An 18,631-nucleotide genomic window follows, 5' to 3' on the forward strand; every position below is an offset into this window, starting at 1 on the left:
TCAGGCCGCCAGCTTCCGGCGGATGAAGGCGGAGAGCTGGTCCACCGCGATGATCAGCACCAGCACGATGATGATGTGCGTGAGCATCGCATCGAACTGGAACGACTTGATGGACTGGTTGATCAGCAGGCCGATGCCGCCGGCGCCCACCAGGCCAAGCACCAGCGAAGACCGCACGTTCACGTCGAAACGGTAGAGCAACAGGCCCACGAACTGCGGCACCACCATGGGCAGGGTGGCGTTGGCCAGCTGCTGGATCCGGTTGGCGCCAGCCGTGCGCAGGGCTTCCTGCGGGCCGCCGTCGATCTCTTCCATGGCCTCGGCCCAGAGCTTTCCCATCACGCCGGTGTTGTGGCAGATGAGGGCCAGCACACCGGCGAACGGTCCCAGGCCCACCGCCGTCACGAAGATCAGCGCGAACACGATGTCCGGCACCGCACGGAAGAAGGACAGGATGGCCCGCGCCACCTGGTAGACGGCCTGGTGCGGGGTGGTGGTTTGGGCCGCCAGTACCGCCAGCAGCAGCGCGAACGGCACCGAGAACGTGGTGCCCAGCAGGCCGATCCACAGGGTGACCAGGGTGGCTTCGAGGCCGGGCTTCAGGGTCTTCTCCCAGTCCAGGTCCGGCGGGAAGGCATCCGCCACGAAGGCGGCCATGCCCTTCCAGCCGTCCACCAGCAGCCCCGGCTGGAATTCCGTCCCCTGGATGGCCAGCGCGTGGAGGACGACGACGGCGGCGATCCCGGCCGCCGTCGCGCCCCAGCGCAGTGCCTGGCGCGGGCGTTTGGGGAGCGGCTGCTTGGGACGTTGCCGTGCGGGAAGCGTGGTGCTCATGCCGCCACCACACGGTCCGGGGCGTAGAGCGTATCCAGCTCGGCCTGGCCCAGGCGGGAGGACGGCAGGTCGAAGGCCATGGTGCCGTTGAGCAGGCCGATGCAGCGGTCCGCGTGCCGCAGCGCCAGATCCGGCTGGTGCAGCACGGCGGCCACGGCGAGGTTTTCGCGGTGGGCCAGATCGTGCAACAGCGCCATCACCTGTTCGGCGGCGTGCGGGTCGAGCGCAGAGACCGGTTCGTCCGCGAGGACGACGTCGGCCCGCTGGCACAGTGCCCGGGCGACGGCCACGCCCTGCTGCTGTCCGCCGGACAGGCGGCCCACGCGGTCAAAGGCGCGGTCCGCCAGCCCTACGCGCTCCAGGCATTCGAGGGCCTCCTGCTGCACCGAACGCGGGAAGAACAGCGGAGAGAGGGACTGGCTGGTGGGGATCCGGGCGAGGGCGCCGGCGCAGACGTTGTCCAGGGCGGTGCGCCGCGGCACGAGGTGGATCTTCTGGAAGATCATGGCCGTGCGCTGGCGTGCCTGCTGGAGCTGGCGCCAGGGGAGCCCATCCAATTCCTGTCCGTCGATGGCGATGGTTCCGGCGTCGGGCTGGGCGATGCCCATGACGCAGCGCAGGGTGGTGGACTTTCCGGAGCCGTTGGCACCAAGGACGGCCACCAGCTCGCCGGAGCGGACCTCGAAATCGACGCCCTTGAGGACCTGCCGGCCGCCGAAGGACTTGGCCAGGCCACGGACGGAGAGCAGCGGGGTGTCCACTACAGGTCCTTTTCGGTGAGGTTCATGGTCTCGGCAAGCTCGAAGAGCGGAGTGTACGTCTCCTTGCTGACCTCGAGCAGCGGGCCGGGAGGAGTGACGTCCAGGAACGCGCCCACCATGGCGATGTCGCCCGGTTCCAGGCCGAGGAAAGCGTCCTTCACGGCTTTCTTGAAAGCGGGGTCGGCGTCGCCACGGACGGTGATGGGATCGTTCGGGATGGGGTCCGAGCTCCACACCAGGCGGAAGTCGTCCTTCGTGAAGGTGCCCTCGGAAACTGCCGTGGCGAGGGTCTGCGAGTTGATTTCCGCGGCGTCAACCTTGCCGTTCTTCAGTGCGAGCAGGGCCTCGGGGTGGCCGCCGGTGTAGTCCATCTTCAGGTCCGAGTCGGCAATGCCGGCCTCGCGCAGGCCGAAGCGGGGAAGGACGTCGCCGGAGGTGGAACCCACGCTGCCCAGGGCCAGGGACTTGCCCTTGAGGTCCTCGATCTTCCGGATGGGGCTGTCCTTCGGCACCCAGATGCCGGCGGTGTAGCTGCTCAGTTTCTTGTCCGCGGTGCCGAAGGATACGAGCGGCTCGGCCTTGGCCTTCTGGTCGGCGAAGACGTAGCCGAGCGGGCCGAACTGGCCGATGTCCAGCTTGCCGTTGCGCATGGCCAGGACCTCGGCGGCGTAATCCTCCACCACCTGCACCTTGACGGGGCAGTCGAGTTTCTTGGACAGCGCGGCGGCGAGGACATCGTAGGCGGGCTTGAGCTTGGCAGGATCCTCGTACGGCTCGATGCCGAACGTGATTTCGCCGCCCGGGCAGCTGGCAGCCTTGGCGTCCGCGGCGGGAGCGGAAGAGCTGCCGTTGGCGTTTCCGCCGCAGGCGCTCAGGGCCAGCGCAGCGGTGACGGCGAGGGCGGCGGCAGGGAGCGTTTTCAGGAGCTGGGTTTTCATGGGGTTCCTTTGCGAAGGGATGGGGGTGTCAGGAAAGCCGGGAAATGTTCTTGTGGGCGAGACCGAAGGAGAGGGTCATGCCGACGCCGGAGGTCACCGAGACGACCGTGACCCCGGCTTGCACCTCGCGGACCAGGAGGGGGGCCACCTCGCTGGAGGCGTAGACGCCCTGCCAGCGTTCGATGATGTCCAGCGACGTGCCGGTGACCGCGGAGATCTCCTGGTTGAGCGTGCTGGTGATTCCCTCGTCCAGGAAGGGCTCCGCCGTGCGGTGGTAGTGGTGGGAGTCGCCCAGGATGAGGCTGCCGTCCGGGCGCTGGGTGAACATGACGTTGGCACCGATGTCCAGCAGTCCGGGACGGGTGGTCGTTACTTCCTCGCGCAGCGCGGCAGCTGCCGGCATCTCGGTGAAGGCGGGGTAGCGCAGCATGGACGTCGCCGTGAGAACTGCGGGGCCGATCTCCAGGCCGGCAGGCCTGGCGGCGCGGCTCATCTGGAGTGCGCAGCGTTCGATCCGGTGCTCTTCGGCGAGCTCCGGGAAGAGGTAGTCGACGTCGTGGCCGACGCATACGAACACCCGCTTTCCGCGGAAGGTGCCGCGCGCGGTGCGGACCGTGGTGGCGTCCGGGCCTTCCTCGAAGCCGAGCGCCGCGGTGTTCCAGTGGAGTTCGACGCCGGGCTGCCGGGCCAGCCAGCCGGCCAGGGCCGCCACCGTGGTGCGGGGGTCGACGCGCAGGTCGTCCCGGAGGAAAGCACCTCCCACGAGGCCGGGCCAGGACGCGGCGGGCGCGCCGCCGTCGTCGTCCGTGTCCGTTCCAGAGGGAACGCCGCCCAGGCGGGCACGGGTTTCGGCGGGGGAGAGCAGCTCCACCTGGCCGGGTTCGCGCCGGGCGGAGAGTTCGCGGAGCACGGCGAGCTCGGCCTCGCTGCGGGCAAGCACCACCGCGCCGCATTCAAGGGCCTGGAAGCCGGCCTGCCCGGCGAAGTCGAGCCAGTATTTGCGGGAGGTCTGGGCGAGTTCGTAGAGCTCGCCGGATTGGGCAGTGATGCAGCAGTGGCCGAAGTTGCGGACGGAGGCACCCACGGCGCGGTGGTCGCGCTCCACAATGGTCACGCTGAGGCCGTTGGCCACCGCATGGGCGGCGTGGGCGAGGCCGACGATGCCGGCGCCGACGATCACCACGTCCGCTGCGCGGTCTGTTGCAGGGGAAGTCTGGGAGTTCACAGCAACGAGAGTGGCGGGCCGGGGAGGGTGAATTCAAGCCGTAACGGCACTTGTATATACAAATTAACCGAAACTTTGATTTCGCGGAGTTGAGTTCATTTGCTGTTCATTTGAGTGCTTGGAAAACCGCATTTTCGGGCGAAATTGACTTGTATTATCAAGTGGCGAAAGCGAACTCCTGAACGAATCCGAGGACCCCATGATCAAGCTCGTTGCCTGCGATATGGCAGGAACCACCATCGATGAACACGGCGATGTCTACACTGCCCTCGCCCGCAGCGTCGAGGAGGCCGGCGCAAGCACCACCCCGGAGGCCGTCCAGGAATGGATGGGCGCGGACAAAGTGGAAGCGATCACCGCCCTCATCGGCCTGGGCGGCGGCACCGCGAGCGGCGAAGTGGTGGACGCAGCCTTCATCCGCTTCAAGGAGATCCTCACTGAGCTCTACGCCGCCAACAAGCCCGTGGCCCTGGACGGCGTGGAAGACACCCTCCGGGAACTGCGCCGCCGCGGAATCAAGGTGGCACTCACCACCGGCTTCTCGCACGACGTCGCTGCCCCGCTGCTCGAAGGCCTCGGCTGGAAAGTGGCCGACGGACGTGCGGACGGCGACGCCGCCGGCGACGCGGTGCTGCTGGACGCCGTCGTCTGCTCCGACGAGGTGGCCGCCGGGCGCCCGGCCCCCTACATGATCCACCGCGCGATGGAACTGACCGGTGTTCTCGACGTCCGCGAAGTCCTGGCCGCAGGGGACACCGTCAACGACCTGCAGGCCGCCATCAATGCCGGAGTGACTGCCGTCGGGGTCCTCAGCGGAAAGCTCGGACGCGAGGAACTGGCCGCCCACCCGCACCACCACATCCTGGACGGGGTCAAGGACATTCCCGCGCTGCTGGCCTAGATTTGAGGGCGTGAATTTCTTCAATCCCTCCGCCGTATCCACCGCGCGCGGAACCGCCCTGTTGCGGATCTGCCTGGGCGCACTCATGATGCTGCACGGCATTCGGAAGATCCTGGCCGGCCAGAAAGCGTTCGAAGCCTCGATCGCCGGGATGGGCGTGCAGCAGGCGGAGACGCTGTCCTGGCTGGTGATCGCCGGCGAAACCGGCCTTGGTGCGCTGTTCGTCCTCGGCGCCTTCACCCGGGTCGCCGGGTTCCTGGCCGCCGTGATGTTCGCTGCCATCTGGTTCGTCACAGAATGGGGGAAACCGTTGCTCGCCGCGGGCGGCGGGATCGCAGGGGAACTGTTGATCGTCTACGTCGTGGCGTCCCTGGCCTTTGTCTTCCTGGGCGCCGGGGCGGCTTCCCTGGACCGGAAGATGTCCCGTGCCGGAAAGGGCCGTCGCTAAAGCGGGTTCCGCCAAGAGAGCGGTCTTCGCAGAATGGTGGCCCCGGTATTAACAGGGACCGCTACCGGGGCCACCACCTGCACTCCGGCGGGACGCCATCCCGTCGGAGCAATAGCCGTGGTTTCCGAAGCAGCTATGCGGCTTTGCGCAGCCATTAATCTGACGCCCCCAGCCCCCTGAATCAGATTCAACGGTTGCGTACATGGTAGGACCGCGGAAATCGGCGGGTCCATATACCCGCCAAATCAATACGTCAACTGTCATTTTCGCGCCCCGGGAGTGACGGGAACAGGTTGGCGGTATGGAAGCTGCCAAGCCTGCGTGACAGAACAGGTCATATTCCCCGCTTTAGGCGCCCTTGTTTATGCGCCCTTGGGCAGATCGTTGGCGTAGCGCACACCCAACTGGGAGCGGACGCCATCGAACAAACGCATGGTGTCCAGCGAATCCTCCCACGGCATCACCGGGCTCTGTGTGAGGCCCTGCTGGACGCAGCGCGTCACCTCGCGCAGCTCATAGGTGTAGCCGACGCCCACGACGTCGAAGCGTTCGATCCGCGGTTCGTCCCACCCCGTGCGGATATGCAGCTCGCGTGGATTGTTGACCGAACCGTGGGTCTGCAGGAAGCCTTCCGAGCCGGCCACCGAGGCGCAACGCGGCCCATGGGCCAGGAGCGAGGAGGTCAGCTGCGCGATGGCGCCGTTGTCGTAGCCGAGGGTCAGCGCGTTCTGGGAATCCACGCCGTCGTGGTTCAGAGTGCCCACCGCGCTGACGGACTGCGGCGCGCCAAGGGTTCCCCACGCCCAGAGCAGGGGATAGATGGTGAGGTCCAGGAGGGCTCCGCCGCCGTCTGCCGGAGACCAGATCCGTGCCGCGGGGTCGTAGGGGGCCGGGAAGCCGAGATCTGCGCTGACCCACTTCACCTCGCCCAGCTCGCCGGACGCCGCGATGGCGAAGGCGCGCTGCATGCTTGGCAGGAAGCGGCTCCACATGGCTTCCATGAGGAAGAGTTTGCGCTCGCGGGCCAGCTCCACCAGTTCGACGGCTTCGCGGGCGTTGATGGTCAGGGCCTTCTCGCAGAGCACATGCTTGCCGGCTTCAAGGGCGGCCTTGGCCACCTCGTAGTGCTGTGCGTGCGGGGTGGCGACATACACCACGTCCACCGCGTCATCGGCGAGCAAACGCTGGTAGCCGTGCAGGCCGCCGTCGTCCCCGTACGCCTTCTTCGCCCCGTGCGTCGCGGCGAACGCATCCGCGGTCTCCTGGGCGCGGGAACTCACCGCGTACAACTCGGCGTCGGCGAGCTGCACCAGGTCCCCGGCCACCGTCTTGGCGATCCCGCCCGTGGCGATGATGCCCCATCGCAGCGTCTTTCCGGTGGCGCTCCGCGGGTCCTGGTCTTCCTGGGTGAACAGCCACGGAGTGGCGATGTGCTTGCTCATGGTGCCCATCCTCTCACCGGGCCGGACGGTTTCCTCCGATCGGCCAGCGAAATCAACCTTCCGGCTACACAAACATACCGATCGGTACGTTTAGGCTGTGGGGAGATCATCCCGCGCAGAGAGTTTCTGTGGGGAGTTACCGAACGGAGCAGGGATGAACGTCTTCCGACGTGTCGTTTTGCCGGTGGCGTGGCTGCTGGTTTTTGCGGTCATTGCCGTGGCCTTGGTGAAAATGGCTTTTATTGACGGCCTGAAGCCCGAGGATTCCGGTCCCGCGCCGATGGCCCAGGTGCAAACGCCGGTGGTCGCCGCGGCCCGCGCCACCGTCACCAACACCGTGCAGCTCAAGGCCACCGTGCAGAACGATCCGGCCCAGTCCGTCCGGAGCACCGCCGCCGGAACGGTGGTGTACATCTACCGCGAAGCCGGAACCACTGTGGCCAAGGGCGAGCCCGTGATCCAGGTACGCAGCGAACAGCCACGCGAACCCGTGGTGCCGGCCGAATCCGGCGAGGGTGAGGAGCCGGCGGAAGCAGCGCCCCAGGAGCCCGTCTACACCTACACGGACGTGCCCGCCCCGGCCAGCGGCAAGGTCAGCGAGCTCGGCGTCCTCATTGACCAGCAGGTGACCGTGGGCGAGGCCGTGGGCAAGGTGGATCCGGGGACGTACACCGTGTCCGGGCAGATCAACGCCGCCCAGCAGTTCCGCCTCCTCGGCAAGCCGGCCTCGGCGGAGATCGCGCTCACCGGCGGCCCCGCCCCGTTCAGCTGCCCCGAGGTCACCGTGAAGAACAACGCTTCCGACGCCGGAGCCTCCGGCGGCGGTGCGGGTACCGGCGGCGGTGCGGCCGGCATGGCCGCGCCCGGCGCAGCGCTGCAGCTCGCCGCGGCGGCGCCTGCCGCCGTCGCGATCCCGGGCGGTGGCGAAGCACCGCAGGACAACGGCCCGGCCACCGGCACCCTGAGCTGCGCCGTTCCTTCGGGGACCGAAGTGTTCGCGGGACTTGGCGCCACCATGACCGTGACCGCCGGCGAAGCGAAGAACGTCATCACGGTCCCGCTCAGCGCGGTCAAGGGCAGCGTGAAGGAAGGCATCGTGTGGATGGCTTCGGCCCCGGCCGGCGACGCAGGCGGCGCCCCCGGTGCTGGCGCTCCGGCGGACGGTCCGGCAGGCGGCGAAGCTGCCGGCGGTCCGGTGCCGGAACCCGAACAGCGCCGCGTAAAGCTGGGCCTGAGCGACGGCACCAAGGTGGAAGTCGTCTCCGGCCTGGCCGAAGGCGAACAGGTCCTTGAGTTCGTCCCCGGCGCCGCGGGTCCCGCCATGCCTGGCCAGGGTGCACCCGCCATGATGGGCGGCTAGGGCATGGAAACCTTGCTGAGCCTGCGCGGGGTCACCCGCACGGTGGTGCTGCCGGACGACCAAGAGCTGCACATCCTGAGGGGCGTGGACCTGGACATTGCGAGCGGTGACCACACAGCTATCCTGGGCCGCTCCGGCTGCGGAAAGTCCACCTTGCTGAACCTCCTGGGCCTGCTGGATGTGCCCACCAGCGGCGAACTCGACTTCCTCGGCACCCCCGTGCGGCGGATCGGCAGCAACGCCCGCGCCCGCCTGCGCGGCTCCACCGTGGGCTTCGTGTTCCAGCAGTTCAACCTGCTGCAGGGCCGCAGCGCCCTGGACAACGTGATGATGCCGCTGTTCTACGCCAAAGGCCGGGACTTCTGGCGGCGCCGTGAGCTGGCCATGGAGATGCTGGACCGGGTGGGCCTCGCCGCCCGCGCCGACGCCAAGCCGAACATGATGTCCGGCGGTGAACAGCAACGGATCGCCATCGCCAGGGCGCTGGTGCGCAGGCCCCGGCTGATCCTCGCCGACGAACCCACCGGAGCGCTCGACGTCGAAACCGGGCAGTCCGTCATGGCCCTGCTCGATACCGTGGCCAGTGAGTCCGAGGCGGCTTTGGTGACCATCACCCACGACCACAATGTGGCGGCCCTGGCCCGCTCCCGGTACCGCCTCGATTCCGGCGTGCTCCAGGCACTGGAAGGGGTGCCGGCATGAGCGGCTTTGTTTCCGGCATTGCGTCGGCCCTGGTGGAGGCCTGGCAGGAACTGCGCATCAACAAGGTGCGCATCCTCCTGGCGCTGGTGGCCGTGGCGGTGTCCGTCGCCGCGCTGACCTCCGTGGTGGGCGTGGGCGATCTCGCCCGGGAAGGCTTCAAGGTCCAGTCCGAGCGCCAAGGAGGCCGTACCGCGACCGTCGGCATCAGCGTGTACGGGCCCACCGGCCCACTGGATCCTGCCCGGATGGACAAGGCCTACCAGGGCATCGTGGAACGCTACGGCATCAGCTACTGGACCAATGTGGGCCAGAGCCAGGCGAAGTTCCAGTTCCCGCAGGGCGTCCAGGACGTGCAGATGACGCTGGTGGACCCGGGCTACGGCGTCATCCACCGGATCGACATGCGGCAGGGCAGCTGGTTCGCGGACGACGACGCGAAGCGGCTGGCCCCCGCCGTCGTGGTTTCCGAGGCGTTCTATAACGCGGCCGGCAGGCCGGACCTGGTGCAGAACCCGAAGGTGAAGACAGCGGGCGGACAGGAGACCACCGCGGTGATCATCGGCGTGGTTCCGGACATGTACGAGGGGATGCCGCCGTCGGCGTTCATGCTGCGGGACTCGGCCGCTGCGGCAGGCATCACCGCAGGGTTCGGCGAGTTCAAGGTGTGGCTCCAGGACGAGCAGGCAGAAACCCTGGTGCAGGCCATCCAGATGGACCTCCAGGCGCAGTTCCCGGGCGCGAACGCCAACGTCTTCCGCCAGGACTACGCCGCGCAGGGCGACCCGCTGGCCATGGCGCAGATCGTGGTGGGGGCCGTGGCCGGGCTGGTCCTGCTCCTCGGCGCCATGGGCATGCTGAACATCTCGATGGTGACCATCCGCTACCGGGTCCGCGAGATCGGCATCCGCCGCAGCTTCGGCGCCACCTCGGGCCGGATCTTCGTGGGCGTCATGATGGAGTCGCTCGTGGCCAGCTGCGTGGCCGGAATTGCGGGCGTGATGCTATCGATCGCCGTCGTGAAGAACCCGTGGATCCAGTCCAAGGTGGCACCGGGGCTCGATGAGTACCCGCCATTCCCGATCGAAGCGGCCATGCTGGGCTTCGGCGCCGCCGTTTTGGTCGGTGCCCTGGCCGGGGCGATCCCGGCGCTCGTGGCCGTGCGGGTCAAGGTGATCGACGCGATCCGTTTCTGAGGCAGCCGCCGGCTCCCGGCGGCTGCCCCGGACCGGAGGCCGTCACTTTCCGGCGGTCACCTCTTCGTTCAGCCGACCCTGCTGCAGCCGGAAGCGGCGGTCGGTTTTCTGCGCCAGGCCGCGGTCATGGGTGACCACCAGGATGGTGGTGTTGTGGTCGCGGCTCAGCGAACTGAGCAGCTCGATGATGTGTTCACCGGTCTGCTCGTCCAGGTTTCCGGTGGGCTCATCGGCGAGGATGAGCTTGGGCTCATTGGCCAGTGCCCGGGCGATCGCCACGCGTTGCTGCTCGCCGCCGGAAAGCCGGTTGGTGCGGCGGGTATGCTTCTCCGGCTCCAGCTGCACCTGTTCCAGGAGTTCCCTGGCCCGTTGCGCCCGCGCCGCCTTGCGGATCCCGGCGAACTCCATGGGCAGCATGACGTTGTCCAGGGCGCTGAGGTTCGGTATCAGGTTGAACTGCTGGAACACGAAGCCGATGTCCCGGCGGCGGTACTCGGTCAGCTTGCCGTCCGGGAGGCCCGCCAGGCTGACGCCATCGACGACGACGTCCCCGCTGGTGGGCTTGTCCAGCGCACCCAGGAGGGACAACAGCGTGCTCTTGCCGCTGCCGCTCTTGCCCACGATGGACGCCAGCGAGCCCTTTCCGAATTCGAAACTGACGCCGTTGACCGGCGTGATGGTGCGGTCGCCGGACTTGAACCGGCGGACCAGATCCTTGACTTCAATCATGGCTATTCTCCTCGGAGGACTTCGATGGGGCGGATGCGGGCCGTGAGGAGCGCCGGGACGAGCGCCCCGACGACGGCGACGGCGAAGACAGCTGCGATGCCGGCGGCGATCACTCCAGGGGAGGCATTCGCCGTGACGGAAGTGAGCAACTGGGATGCGCCGCCGAAGGGACCGCCTTGGCCGCCGCCCGGGAAAGCTCCACCTGGCAAGCCGCCAGCGGGGCCGCGCTGGGCCGCGGCCCCGGTGGTGCCGGCCGCGCTGTTGGAACTGACGAGGGCCGAGGCAATGCCCCCGCTGGCGAAGGACGCGATCGCCGCACCCACCACGCTGCCGAGCGCCACCAGGACGAGCGCTTCGAGGACGAACTGCAGCCCGATGGTGCGGTTGCGGGCACCAATGGCCTTCAGCACGCCGATCTCGCGGCGGCGTTCGCGAACCAGCATGACCATGATGAGAAGGATGATCAGCCCCGCGGTTGCCAGGGCCGCGATGAAGGCCACCAGGGAGATTCCCTTGACGCTGTCCAGGGACGCTACGGCGGTTTCGAGGTTGCGCTGTCCCTGGGTGACATCCGCCTTGCCGGAGCCGAGGGCTTCCTGCAACTCAGTCTTCGTGGTGTCCACGTTCTCCATGCTGTTGACCGTGACCACCATGCTGGAGAGCTCACCGGGGGTTCCGGCGAGGGCCTGCGCCTCGGGCAGCGTCAGGTAGACGGCGTTGTTGCCGAAGGCGGTGCCGGCGTCGAAGACGCCCGTCACGGTGTAGGTCTTGTCCGCGATCGTGAAGGTGGAGCCCACCTTGAGCAGGTTCTTCTCCGCGAGGGTGGTTCCCACCAGGGCCTTGGTGCCCGCCACGGTGTAGTCACCCAGGCCCGTGCCGCTGGTGATCTCCAGGGCTTTGCCGGCCGTATCCACCTCTGCGGCAATGCCGGTGGCGGTGATGGGCAGGGTGAAGGTGCGTGCCGCTGTGCTGCCGCTGTTTCCCGCGTTGTTCCGGGTGCCGAGGGTTCCGGCGTCGACGGCGGCCACCAGGCTGGTGGTGAGGCTCGCTGCCTGCCCGCCTGGACCGCCGGGACCGGGCTGGGCGGCTCCGTCGGCAGGATCGGTGCTTCCCGCCGTCGTGGTTTCGGTGCGGAGCCGGAGCGCCTTGGTTCCCACGACGGAGGTGACGTTGGGGACGGCCGCCGCGGTGGCGGCATCGGCCGAGGTGAGGGGCTCTCCGCCGCCTTCGAAGCCCTGCCCGCCGGCGGGGTTGACCGTGAGCGTGGTGCCGACGGAGGCGTTCAGCTCCTGGACTTTGGCTCCTACGGCCTGGTTGGCCACCAGCATGGACAGTGCCAGGCCGATGGCGACGGCCAGTACCGCCACCACGGCGGCCGTCCTGATTTTGTTGCGGAAGGCATTGCCGACGCTGCGGGCAAGGACACTCACGGTTCTCCTAGGGATATGTGCCGGCCGGGAGGGCCGGCGCCGGTTCCAAGAGTCGCGTGCGGGCCTGTGCAAGTATCAGCGCCAAGCTGTGTTTGTGCTGTGTAACTGTTCGGGCTGTGTCATCGGCAGCCGCTTAAACACGTGATGCCCGGCCCCACAAAGGGCCGGGCATCAGTTTCGTGCGGCTACTTGGTGATCGGGCCGAGCACCGGATCGTCCACGTACGCGGTCTTCACGTTCTCCTTGGTGACGATCACCGGGGGAAGCAGGTAGGCCGGAACGCGCTTGAACTCGTTCTTGTAGTTGCGGTTGTCATTGATCTCCAGCGCCAGGCCCTGCTGCAGGTCCTTGACCATGGTGATGGCGTGCTCCACCAGCTTGCGGGTGTCCTTGTTGATGGTGGAGTACTGCTGGCCCGCCATGATCGACTTCACGGATTCGACTTCCGAGTCCTGACCGGTGACCACCGGGGTGGGCTTGCCGGCGGACTTGGCGGAGGTCAGGATGGCCCGGGCCAGGGTGTCGTTGGGGGAGAGGACGCCGTCCAGGGTGGCGCTGGCGTAGCTGCCGGAGAGCAGTGCGTCCATGCGGCGCTGGGCGTTCTCCGGCTTCCAGTCCTGGGTGACGGCCTTGGTGAAGTCGGCCTGGCCGGAGACCACCTTCAGGGTGCCGTCGTCGATCTTCGGCTTCAGCACGCTCATGGCGCCGTCGAAGAAGACCTTCGAGTTGGCGTCGTCCGGCGAACCGGCGAAGAGCTCGATGTTGTACGGGCCGGAGGGCTTCTTGGCCTTCATGCCGTTGAGCAGGGCCTGGCCCTGGAGCTCGCCCACCTTGAAGTTGTCGTAGGCCACGTAGTAGTCGATCGCCTTGGTGTTGGTCAGCATGCGGTCGTACGCGATGATGACGGCGCCGGCGTCCTTGGCCTGCTGCAGCTGGGTGCCGAGCTGGGCACCGTCCACGGCGCCGACGATGATGACCTTCGCACCGGCGGTGATCATGGTGGAAATCTGGTTCTGCTGCTCGGAGACGCCGTTGTTGGCGAACTGCACGTTCGGCTTGAAGCCGGCCTTGCTGAGGCCGTCGTTGAAGAGGTTCTCCGCGAGGGTCCAGTTTTCGGAGGTCTTCTTGGGAAGCGCGACGCCGATGACCGAGTCCTGCGGGAAGCCGCTGAGGGCGGTGCCCGCCTTGGCTGCTTCGGCGTCGGAATCGGAACGGCCGCACGCGGTGAGGGAGAGGGTCGCTACTGCCGCGAGGACGGTCAGGGTTTTTGCGAATTTACGCATGGTTGCTTCTCTTTCTGTGTCCAGTGACGCTGTGTCCAGAGGCGCCGGGCCGGCGGGGTGTGCCGCTTTGCCGGGTGGCGCCGTCGCGGGTTTACTTGGCCGGTTCCGCCGGTTCGGGAGCGGCGATCACTTCGCTGGTCTTGGTGGTCTCGTCCGCCGCAGTGACGGGCTGGTTGCTCTTCAGGCCGCTCATCAGCATGCCGATGATGGAACGGCGGCCCTGGCTCTTGTTGTAGACGTCGATCGCGACGGCGATCAGCAGGACGAGGCCCTTGATGATCGACTGCATGTCGGCGCCGACGCTGAGCAGCTGTAGGCCGTTGTTCAGGACCGCCATGACCAGGCCACCGACGATCGAGCCGATCACGGTGCCCACGCCGCCGGAAACCGCTGCGCCGCCGATGAATACGGCCGCGATGGCGTCCAGTTCCCAGCCGACGCCGTCAGCCGGGCCGGAACTGGTGGAACGGGCAACGAACATCATGCCGGCCAGGGAAGCCAGGATGGACATGTTCATCATCACCAGGAAGTTGACCTTCTTGGAGCGGACGCCGGAGAGCTCGGCGGCGTGGCGGTTGCCGCCCACCGCGTAGACGTGGCGGCCCAGGACCGTCTTGGTGGTGATGAAGACATACAGTGCAACCAGGCCAACCAGGATCAGGCCGGACACCGGGAAGGAGGTGCCGTAGCGGCCGGTGGAGAACAGCCAGGTGACGTAGAGGATGGCGGCGGCCAGGAGGGTCAGGCGCACGATCGGAACCCACAGCGGATCCTGCTCGGCACCGGTCTTGGCTTCGATGCGGCGCTTGCGGAATTCCATGAAGACCACGCCGGCCACCAGCAGGAAACCGAGGATCACGGTGGGGGCGTTGTAGCGGGCAAAGTCGCCGATTTCCGGGAGGAAGCCGGAGCCCATCACGCGGAATTCATCCGGCACCGGGACGGTGAGGGACTTGCCCACGAACTGGTTGAGGCCGCGGAAGAGGAGCATGCCGGCCAGTGTGACGATGAACGCCGGGATGCCCACGTAGGCCACCCAGAAGCCCTGCCAGGCGCCGATCACGGCACCCAGGACGAGGCCGAGCACGATGCCCAGGTACCAGGGGATGCCCCAGTCCCGCATGGCGATCGCCACCACGATGCCGACGGCGGCGGCCACGGAACCGACCGAGAGGTCGATGTGGCCGGCGATGATGACCATCACCATGCCGATGGCAAGCACCAGGATGTAGGAGTTGCCGTTGAACAGGTTGATCATGTTGGTGGGGGTCAGGACCTTGCCGCCGGTGAACAGCTGGAAGAACAGGACCAAAGCCACGAGGGCGATGATCATGCCGAACTGCCGGGTGTCACCGCCGAAGATCCGCTTGAGTGCATTCATAGGGGTTTCCGTCCTTGCGGGCTATGCGTTCAGAGTCTGGGTTGCGGTGCCGTTGCCGTTGGGGCGTGCCGCGGAGGTCATGAGTTTCATCAGGCTTTCCTGGGTGGCGTCCTTCTTGTCCAGCACCCCGGTGATGGCGCCTTCGAAGATCGTGTAGATCCGGTCCGAGAGGCCAAGGAGTTCCGGCAGCTCGGAGGAAATCACAATGACGCCCTTGCCCTGCCGGGCGAGCTCCTGGATGATGCCGTAGATCTCGAACTTGGCGCCGACGTCGATGCCGCGCGTGGGTTCGTCCAGGATCAGGATGTCCGGATCCGTGAACATCCACTTGGCCAGGACCACCTTCTGCTGGTTGCCGCCGGAAAGCTTGGCGACGCCCTCGTTCACGGTGGGGGCCTTGGTGCGCATGCTCTTGCGGTAGCCCTCGGCCACCGAGAATTCCTTGCGCTCGTCCACCACCAGGCCCTTGGTGATGGCCTTCAGATTGGCGGAGACCGTGGTGGTCTTGATGTCGTCCAGCAGGTTCAGGCCCAGGACCTTGCGGTCTTCGGTGACGTAGGCCAGGCCCGCGTCGATCGCCTGCGGAACGTTGCGGATGTGCAGTTCCTTGCCGTTCTTGTAGATGTGGCCGGAAATGAAGTTTCCGTAGGAGCGGCCGAAAATGCTGCGGGCTAGTTCCGTGCGGCCGGCGCCCATCAGGCCTGCGAAGCCAACGATCTCGCCCTTGCGGACCGTGAAGTTGGAGCCCTTGCAGATGAGGCGGTCCTGGACCTGCGGGTGGCCGACGGTCCAGTCCTTGACCTCCAGCAGCACCTCGCCGATGTCCGGGGTGTGGTCCGGGAAGCGGGATTCGAGGGAACGGCCCACCATGCCCTTGATGATGCGGTCCTCGTCCACGCCGTCGCCCTTGACGTCCAGCGTCTCGATCGACTTGCCGTCGCGGATGATCGTGATGGAGTCGGCGATCTGTTCGATCTCGTTGAGCTTGTGGGAAATGATGATCGAGGTGATGCCCTTGCCCTTGAGGCCCAGGATGAGGTCCAGGAGGTGCTGGGAATCGGATTCGTTGAGGGCTGCGGTGGGCTCGTCCAGGATGAGCAGCTTGACCGACTTGTTGAGGGCCTTGGCGATTTCCACCAGCTGCTGCTTGCCGACGCCGATTTCCTTGACGGGGGTGTCCGGGTTTTCGCGCAGGCCCACGCGGGCCAGCAGTTCGAGCGAACGACGGCGGGCTTCCGCCCAGTCGATCACGCCGCGCTTGGTGGGTTCGTTGCCCAGGAAGATGTTCTCCGTGATGGAGAGTTCGGGGATGAGGGCCAGTTCCTGGTGGATGATCACGATGCCTGCGTGTTCGCTGGCCCGGATGTCCTTGAACTGCTGGACCTCGGCCTGGTAGACGATGTCGCCGCTGTAGCTGCCGTAGGGGTAGACCCCGGACAGGACTTTCATGAGTGTGGATTTGCCGGCGCCGTTTTCGCCGCAGATCGCGTGGACTTCGCCTGCCTTGACCCGGAGGTTCACGTCCGAAAGGGCCTTCACCCCGGGGAACTCCTTGGTGATGGACCGCATTTCGAGGATCAGCGGATCCTTGTGCGTGGTGGGGATCGTCATAGGCCCTACGCCTCCAATGCCTGACGTCGTTGTCTCCCGGAAGGAATCCGGGGCTATCTGATGAAAAAGTAAACTGGATCACGGGTCTTGTCGTCAAGAGTTGAACGCAAGACTTTTTCGGTGGTCCGCTTCCGGGCGGCTCCGCGCCCGGCGGCGGCGCTGCCGCTAGCCGGTGCTGATGCCCGCGTGCTGGAACACCAGCGCCGCCGCACCCAGGGCCTCGGCCCGGGCTCCGAGGGAGGACATGGTCAGCTGCGTGGTTTCGCCGATGACCGGCACGGCGTGGCGGACCAGCCCGCGCCGGATCGGCTCCAGCAGCACATCGCCCAGTCCGGCGAGGGGTCCGCCCACCACGATCACTTCCGGGCCGATCAGGTTGGCCACATTGCCCAGCGCGCGGCCTACCGCCAGCCCGGCGTCGTCGATCACCCGCAGGGTTGCCGGATCCTTGGCGAGGGCGTTGCGCACGATGTCCTCGGGTTCCAGGTCCTTGCCCGCGGTCTTGCCGAGGAGTTCGATCATGGTGCTTGTCGAAGCGAGGGTTTCCAGGCATCCACGGTTTCCGCAGCGGCAGATGGCGCCGTATTCGTGGATGGTGGCGTGGCCGATTTCTCCGGTGATTCCCACCGCCCCGTAGTAGGGCGCACCGTTGACGATCAGCCCTGCGCCGATGCCCGAACCGATCTTCAGGAACATGAGGTCCCCGATGCCGCTGTGTGGGCCCCAGGTGACCTCGGCCAGGGCGCCGAGATTGGCGTCGTTGTCCACGTAAACGGGCAGGTCAAGGGCCCGTTCGAGCCTTTCGAGGATCTGGAATCCCACCCATTCCGGAAGGATGGCCCCTTGTGCCACAGTGCCTGTCCGGCGGTCGATCGGCCCGGCGATGCCGGCCCCGGCGCCCACCACCGCCCGCCGTTCCACGCCGTTTTCCTTCAGCAGTTTCGCCAGGAGCTCGACGGCGGCCGCGATGCCCTCTTCGGCGTGGTGGCCCAAGGGGAGGGTGACGGTTTCCTCGGCAATCACCTGGTAGCCGAGCGAGGCCAGGACCACCCGCAGGTGGCGCCGCCCGAAGTCGATGCCGACGGCGACCGCTCCGTGGCTGTTGAGCCGTACGCTCAGCGCACGCCGCCCCGAGCTGGTGACCGGTTCGGTGGAGACCAGGCCGGCGCCCTGCATGATCTTGACGATGTTGGACACCGTGGCCGTGGAGAGTCCGGTCTGCCGCGACAGTTCCGCCTGCGTGGCCGGTCCGTTGAGCAGGCACTCGATGAGGCGCTGCTGGTTGAGGTGGCGCAGCGCGGACTGGGACCCCGGGGCCGATCGGGAGCCGGGGGCTGCTTGCGAGCCGGGGTTCTTGCGGGAGCTCGTTGCCGAGCGCGTCATTGCGGGCATTTATGAAGCGTGCACCAAAAGCACATTTGCAGTCAAGAAGTTAACACAAGCGCACGGCTCGCAATTGAGTACAAGCCGGTGCGTTCCGTCCCTGAATCAGCCGATCCGGGTCCAATCATCCCCCTTGTCCCGCGTCCGTACTGCGTATCGTGGGAACACCACGCCGTGCCACCAACGAGCGAGCCATTGAAGGGGTAAAGATGCTGCTGGCCATGCTGCAGGACAATGCCGCAGTCCTGGATGTCGATGCCAACCTTGACGTGATCGACCAGGCTGCCGGCCGCGCCGCTGCCGCCGGTGCGGCCCTGCTCCTCACGCCCGAGCTGTTCCCCGTAGGCTACGCCCCGTTGCGGATCGCTGCGGAGTTCGACTACTCCTCGGTCCCGCAGATCAGGGAGCGGCTGGCCGGAATCGCGCGCCGCCACGGCATCGGCCTCGTCTACAGCCTTCCCGTCCGCGACGGCAGAGGCGCGCACCGCATCACCGCCACCTTCCTGGACCGCAACGGCGAAAGCCTCCTCGACTACGCGAAAGTCCACCTCTTCGGCGATGACGAACGCAAGGCGTTCAGCCCGGCGTCGGAAGCTCCCGCCGTCGTCGGCTTTGAGGGACTGCAGGCCTCGCTGTTGATCTGCTATGACGTCGAGTTCCCCGAGGCCGTTCGCGCGGCCGCCGGCCGCGGTGCCGAGCTCCTCCTGGTGCCCACCGCCTTGTCCGCCGGCTTCGACGAGGTCCCGCAGCTGCTGCTGCGCGCCCGCGCCCTGGAAAGCCAGCTCACCGTGGCGTACGCGAACCACAGCGGGCAGGAAGACGGCTGCGACTTCCTCGGCGGCAGCGTGGTGGCAGGGCCCGACGGCGGGCTGCTGGCTGCCGCGGGCGGCGAAGCGGAGCTCGTGTTCGCGGAGGTCTCGGCTGCCGATGCGCGTGCCGCGAGGGACAAGGTTCCCTACCTGCGGGAGCGCCGCCCGGAGGTCTACCGGCGCTGGGAGCCGTGATCCTGG

At 67.1% G+C, this 18,631-nt stretch carries 17 protein-coding genes; 6 read left to right on the forward strand and 11 right to left on the reverse strand.

The genetic code is table 11. From position 1 onward, the window contains the following. Genes phnE through BIU82_RS12595 form a run of 4 tightly spaced genes read right to left on the reverse strand, consistent with a single transcriptional unit; the run spans position 1 to position 3,758 of the window. The gene (gene phnE / locus BIU82_RS12580; RefSeq protein ID WP_070349798.1) at positions 1 to 834 is read right to left on the reverse strand and encodes a phosphonate ABC transporter, permease protein PhnE; all 834 of its coding nucleotides are present in this window, start codon (positions 832 to 834) and stop codon (positions 1 to 3) included. Next, entirely contained in the window at positions 831 to 1,595 is a 765-nt protein-coding gene (locus BIU82_RS12585; RefSeq protein ID WP_216099019.1) for a phosphonate ABC transporter ATP-binding protein, read from the reverse strand. The genes phnE and BIU82_RS12585 overlap by 4 nt, the downstream gene beginning before the upstream one ends. Beyond that, positions 1,595 to 2,533, reverse strand: a complete 939-nt coding sequence (locus BIU82_RS12590) for a phosphate/phosphite/phosphonate ABC transporter substrate-binding protein (protein WP_070349799.1) — start codon at positions 2,531 to 2,533, stop codon at positions 1,595 to 1,597. The genes BIU82_RS12585 and BIU82_RS12590 overlap by 1 nt, the downstream gene beginning before the upstream one ends. A 28-nt stretch (positions 2,534 to 2,561) precedes the next feature. After that, positions 2,562 to 3,758, reverse strand: a complete 1,197-nt coding sequence (locus tag BIU82_RS12595) for a TIGR03364 family FAD-dependent oxidoreductase (RefSeq protein WP_070349800.1) — start codon at positions 3,756 to 3,758, stop codon at positions 2,562 to 2,564. Positions 3,759 to 3,957: 199 nt separating this feature from the next. On the opposite strand from BIU82_RS12595, the gene BIU82_RS12600 reads away from it, so the two are divergent. Continuing rightward, on the forward strand, positions 3,958 to 4,659 hold the full coding sequence (locus BIU82_RS12600) for a phosphonatase-like hydrolase (protein ID WP_070349801.1): 702 nt from the start codon (positions 3,958 to 3,960) through the stop codon (positions 4,657 to 4,659). Between the two features lie 10 nt (positions 4,660 to 4,669). Beyond that, positions 4,670 to 5,107, forward strand: coding sequence for a DoxX family protein (locus BIU82_RS12605; RefSeq protein ID WP_070349802.1), 438 nt, complete (start codon positions 4,670 to 4,672; stop codon positions 5,105 to 5,107). 362 nt (positions 5,108 to 5,469) lie between these two features. On the opposite strand, the gene BIU82_RS12610 is transcribed toward BIU82_RS12605, so the two are convergent. Continuing rightward, on the reverse strand, positions 5,470 to 6,549 hold the full coding sequence (locus BIU82_RS12610) for a Gfo/Idh/MocA family oxidoreductase (protein ID WP_070349937.1): 1,080 nt from the start codon (positions 6,547 to 6,549) through the stop codon (positions 5,470 to 5,472). Between the two features lie 154 nt (positions 6,550 to 6,703). Between BIU82_RS12610 and BIU82_RS12615 the strand changes: the two genes are divergently transcribed. Genes BIU82_RS12615 through BIU82_RS12625 form a run of 3 tightly spaced genes read left to right on the forward strand, consistent with a single transcriptional unit; the run spans position 6,704 to position 9,804 of the window. Continuing rightward, entirely contained in the window at positions 6,704 to 7,909 is a 1,206-nt protein-coding gene (locus tag BIU82_RS12615) for a hypothetical protein (protein WP_070349803.1), read from the forward strand. A gap of 3 nt (positions 7,910 to 7,912) precedes the next feature. Continuing rightward, positions 7,913 to 8,611, forward strand: coding sequence for an ABC transporter ATP-binding protein (locus tag BIU82_RS12620; RefSeq protein ID WP_070349804.1), 699 nt, complete (start codon positions 7,913 to 7,915; stop codon positions 8,609 to 8,611). Then, positions 8,608 to 9,804, forward strand: coding sequence for an FtsX-like permease family protein (locus BIU82_RS12625; RefSeq protein WP_070349805.1), 1,197 nt, complete (start codon positions 8,608 to 8,610; stop codon positions 9,802 to 9,804). Before BIU82_RS12620 ends, BIU82_RS12625 begins: the two co-directional genes overlap by 4 nt. Before the next feature lie 42 nt (positions 9,805 to 9,846). On the opposite strand, the gene BIU82_RS12630 is transcribed toward BIU82_RS12625, so the two are convergent. The 6 genes from BIU82_RS12630 to BIU82_RS12655 form a co-directional block, all read right to left on the reverse strand. After that, positions 9,847 to 10,533: an ABC transporter ATP-binding protein gene (locus tag BIU82_RS12630; protein ID WP_070349806.1), complete on the reverse strand. Its 687-nt coding sequence runs from the start codon at positions 10,531 to 10,533 to the stop codon at positions 9,847 to 9,849. 2 nt (positions 10,534 to 10,535) lie between these two features. Then, a complete protein-coding gene (locus BIU82_RS12635) occupies positions 10,536 to 11,963 on the reverse strand; it encodes an FtsX-like permease family protein (RefSeq protein WP_070349807.1) in 1,428 nt (475 codons plus the stop codon). 185 nt (positions 11,964 to 12,148) lie between these two features. Then, entirely contained in the window at positions 12,149 to 13,246 is a 1,098-nt protein-coding gene (locus BIU82_RS12640) for a sugar-binding protein (protein ID WP_070349808.1), read from the reverse strand. A gap of 91 nt (positions 13,247 to 13,337) precedes the next feature. Further along, positions 13,338 to 14,627 (reverse strand): multiple monosaccharide ABC transporter permease, encoded by a 1,290-nt coding sequence (gene mmsB, locus BIU82_RS12645; RefSeq protein ID WP_070349809.1) that lies wholly within the window; start codon positions 14,625 to 14,627, stop codon positions 13,338 to 13,340. A 21-nt stretch (positions 14,628 to 14,648) separates the two neighbouring features. Next, positions 14,649 to 16,238, reverse strand: coding sequence for a multiple monosaccharide ABC transporter ATP-binding protein (gene mmsA, locus BIU82_RS12650; protein WP_070349810.1), 1,590 nt, complete (start codon positions 16,236 to 16,238; stop codon positions 14,649 to 14,651). 165 nt (positions 16,239 to 16,403) lie between these two features. Beyond that, positions 16,404 to 17,630, reverse strand: coding sequence for an ROK family transcriptional regulator (locus tag BIU82_RS12655; protein ID WP_083292317.1), 1,227 nt, complete (start codon positions 17,628 to 17,630; stop codon positions 16,404 to 16,406). A gap of 200 nt (positions 17,631 to 17,830) precedes the next feature. Between BIU82_RS12655 and BIU82_RS12660 the strand changes: the two genes are divergently transcribed. After that, a complete protein-coding gene (locus BIU82_RS12660) occupies positions 17,831 to 18,625 on the forward strand; it encodes a nitrilase-related carbon-nitrogen hydrolase (RefSeq protein WP_070349811.1) in 795 nt (264 codons plus the stop codon). Positions 18,626 to 18,631: the final 6 nt, after the last annotated feature.

Source organism: Arthrobacter sp. SW1 (assembly GCF_001766675.1).
Taxonomy (GTDB): domain Bacteria; phylum Actinomycetota; class Actinomycetes; order Actinomycetales; family Micrococcaceae; genus Arthrobacter.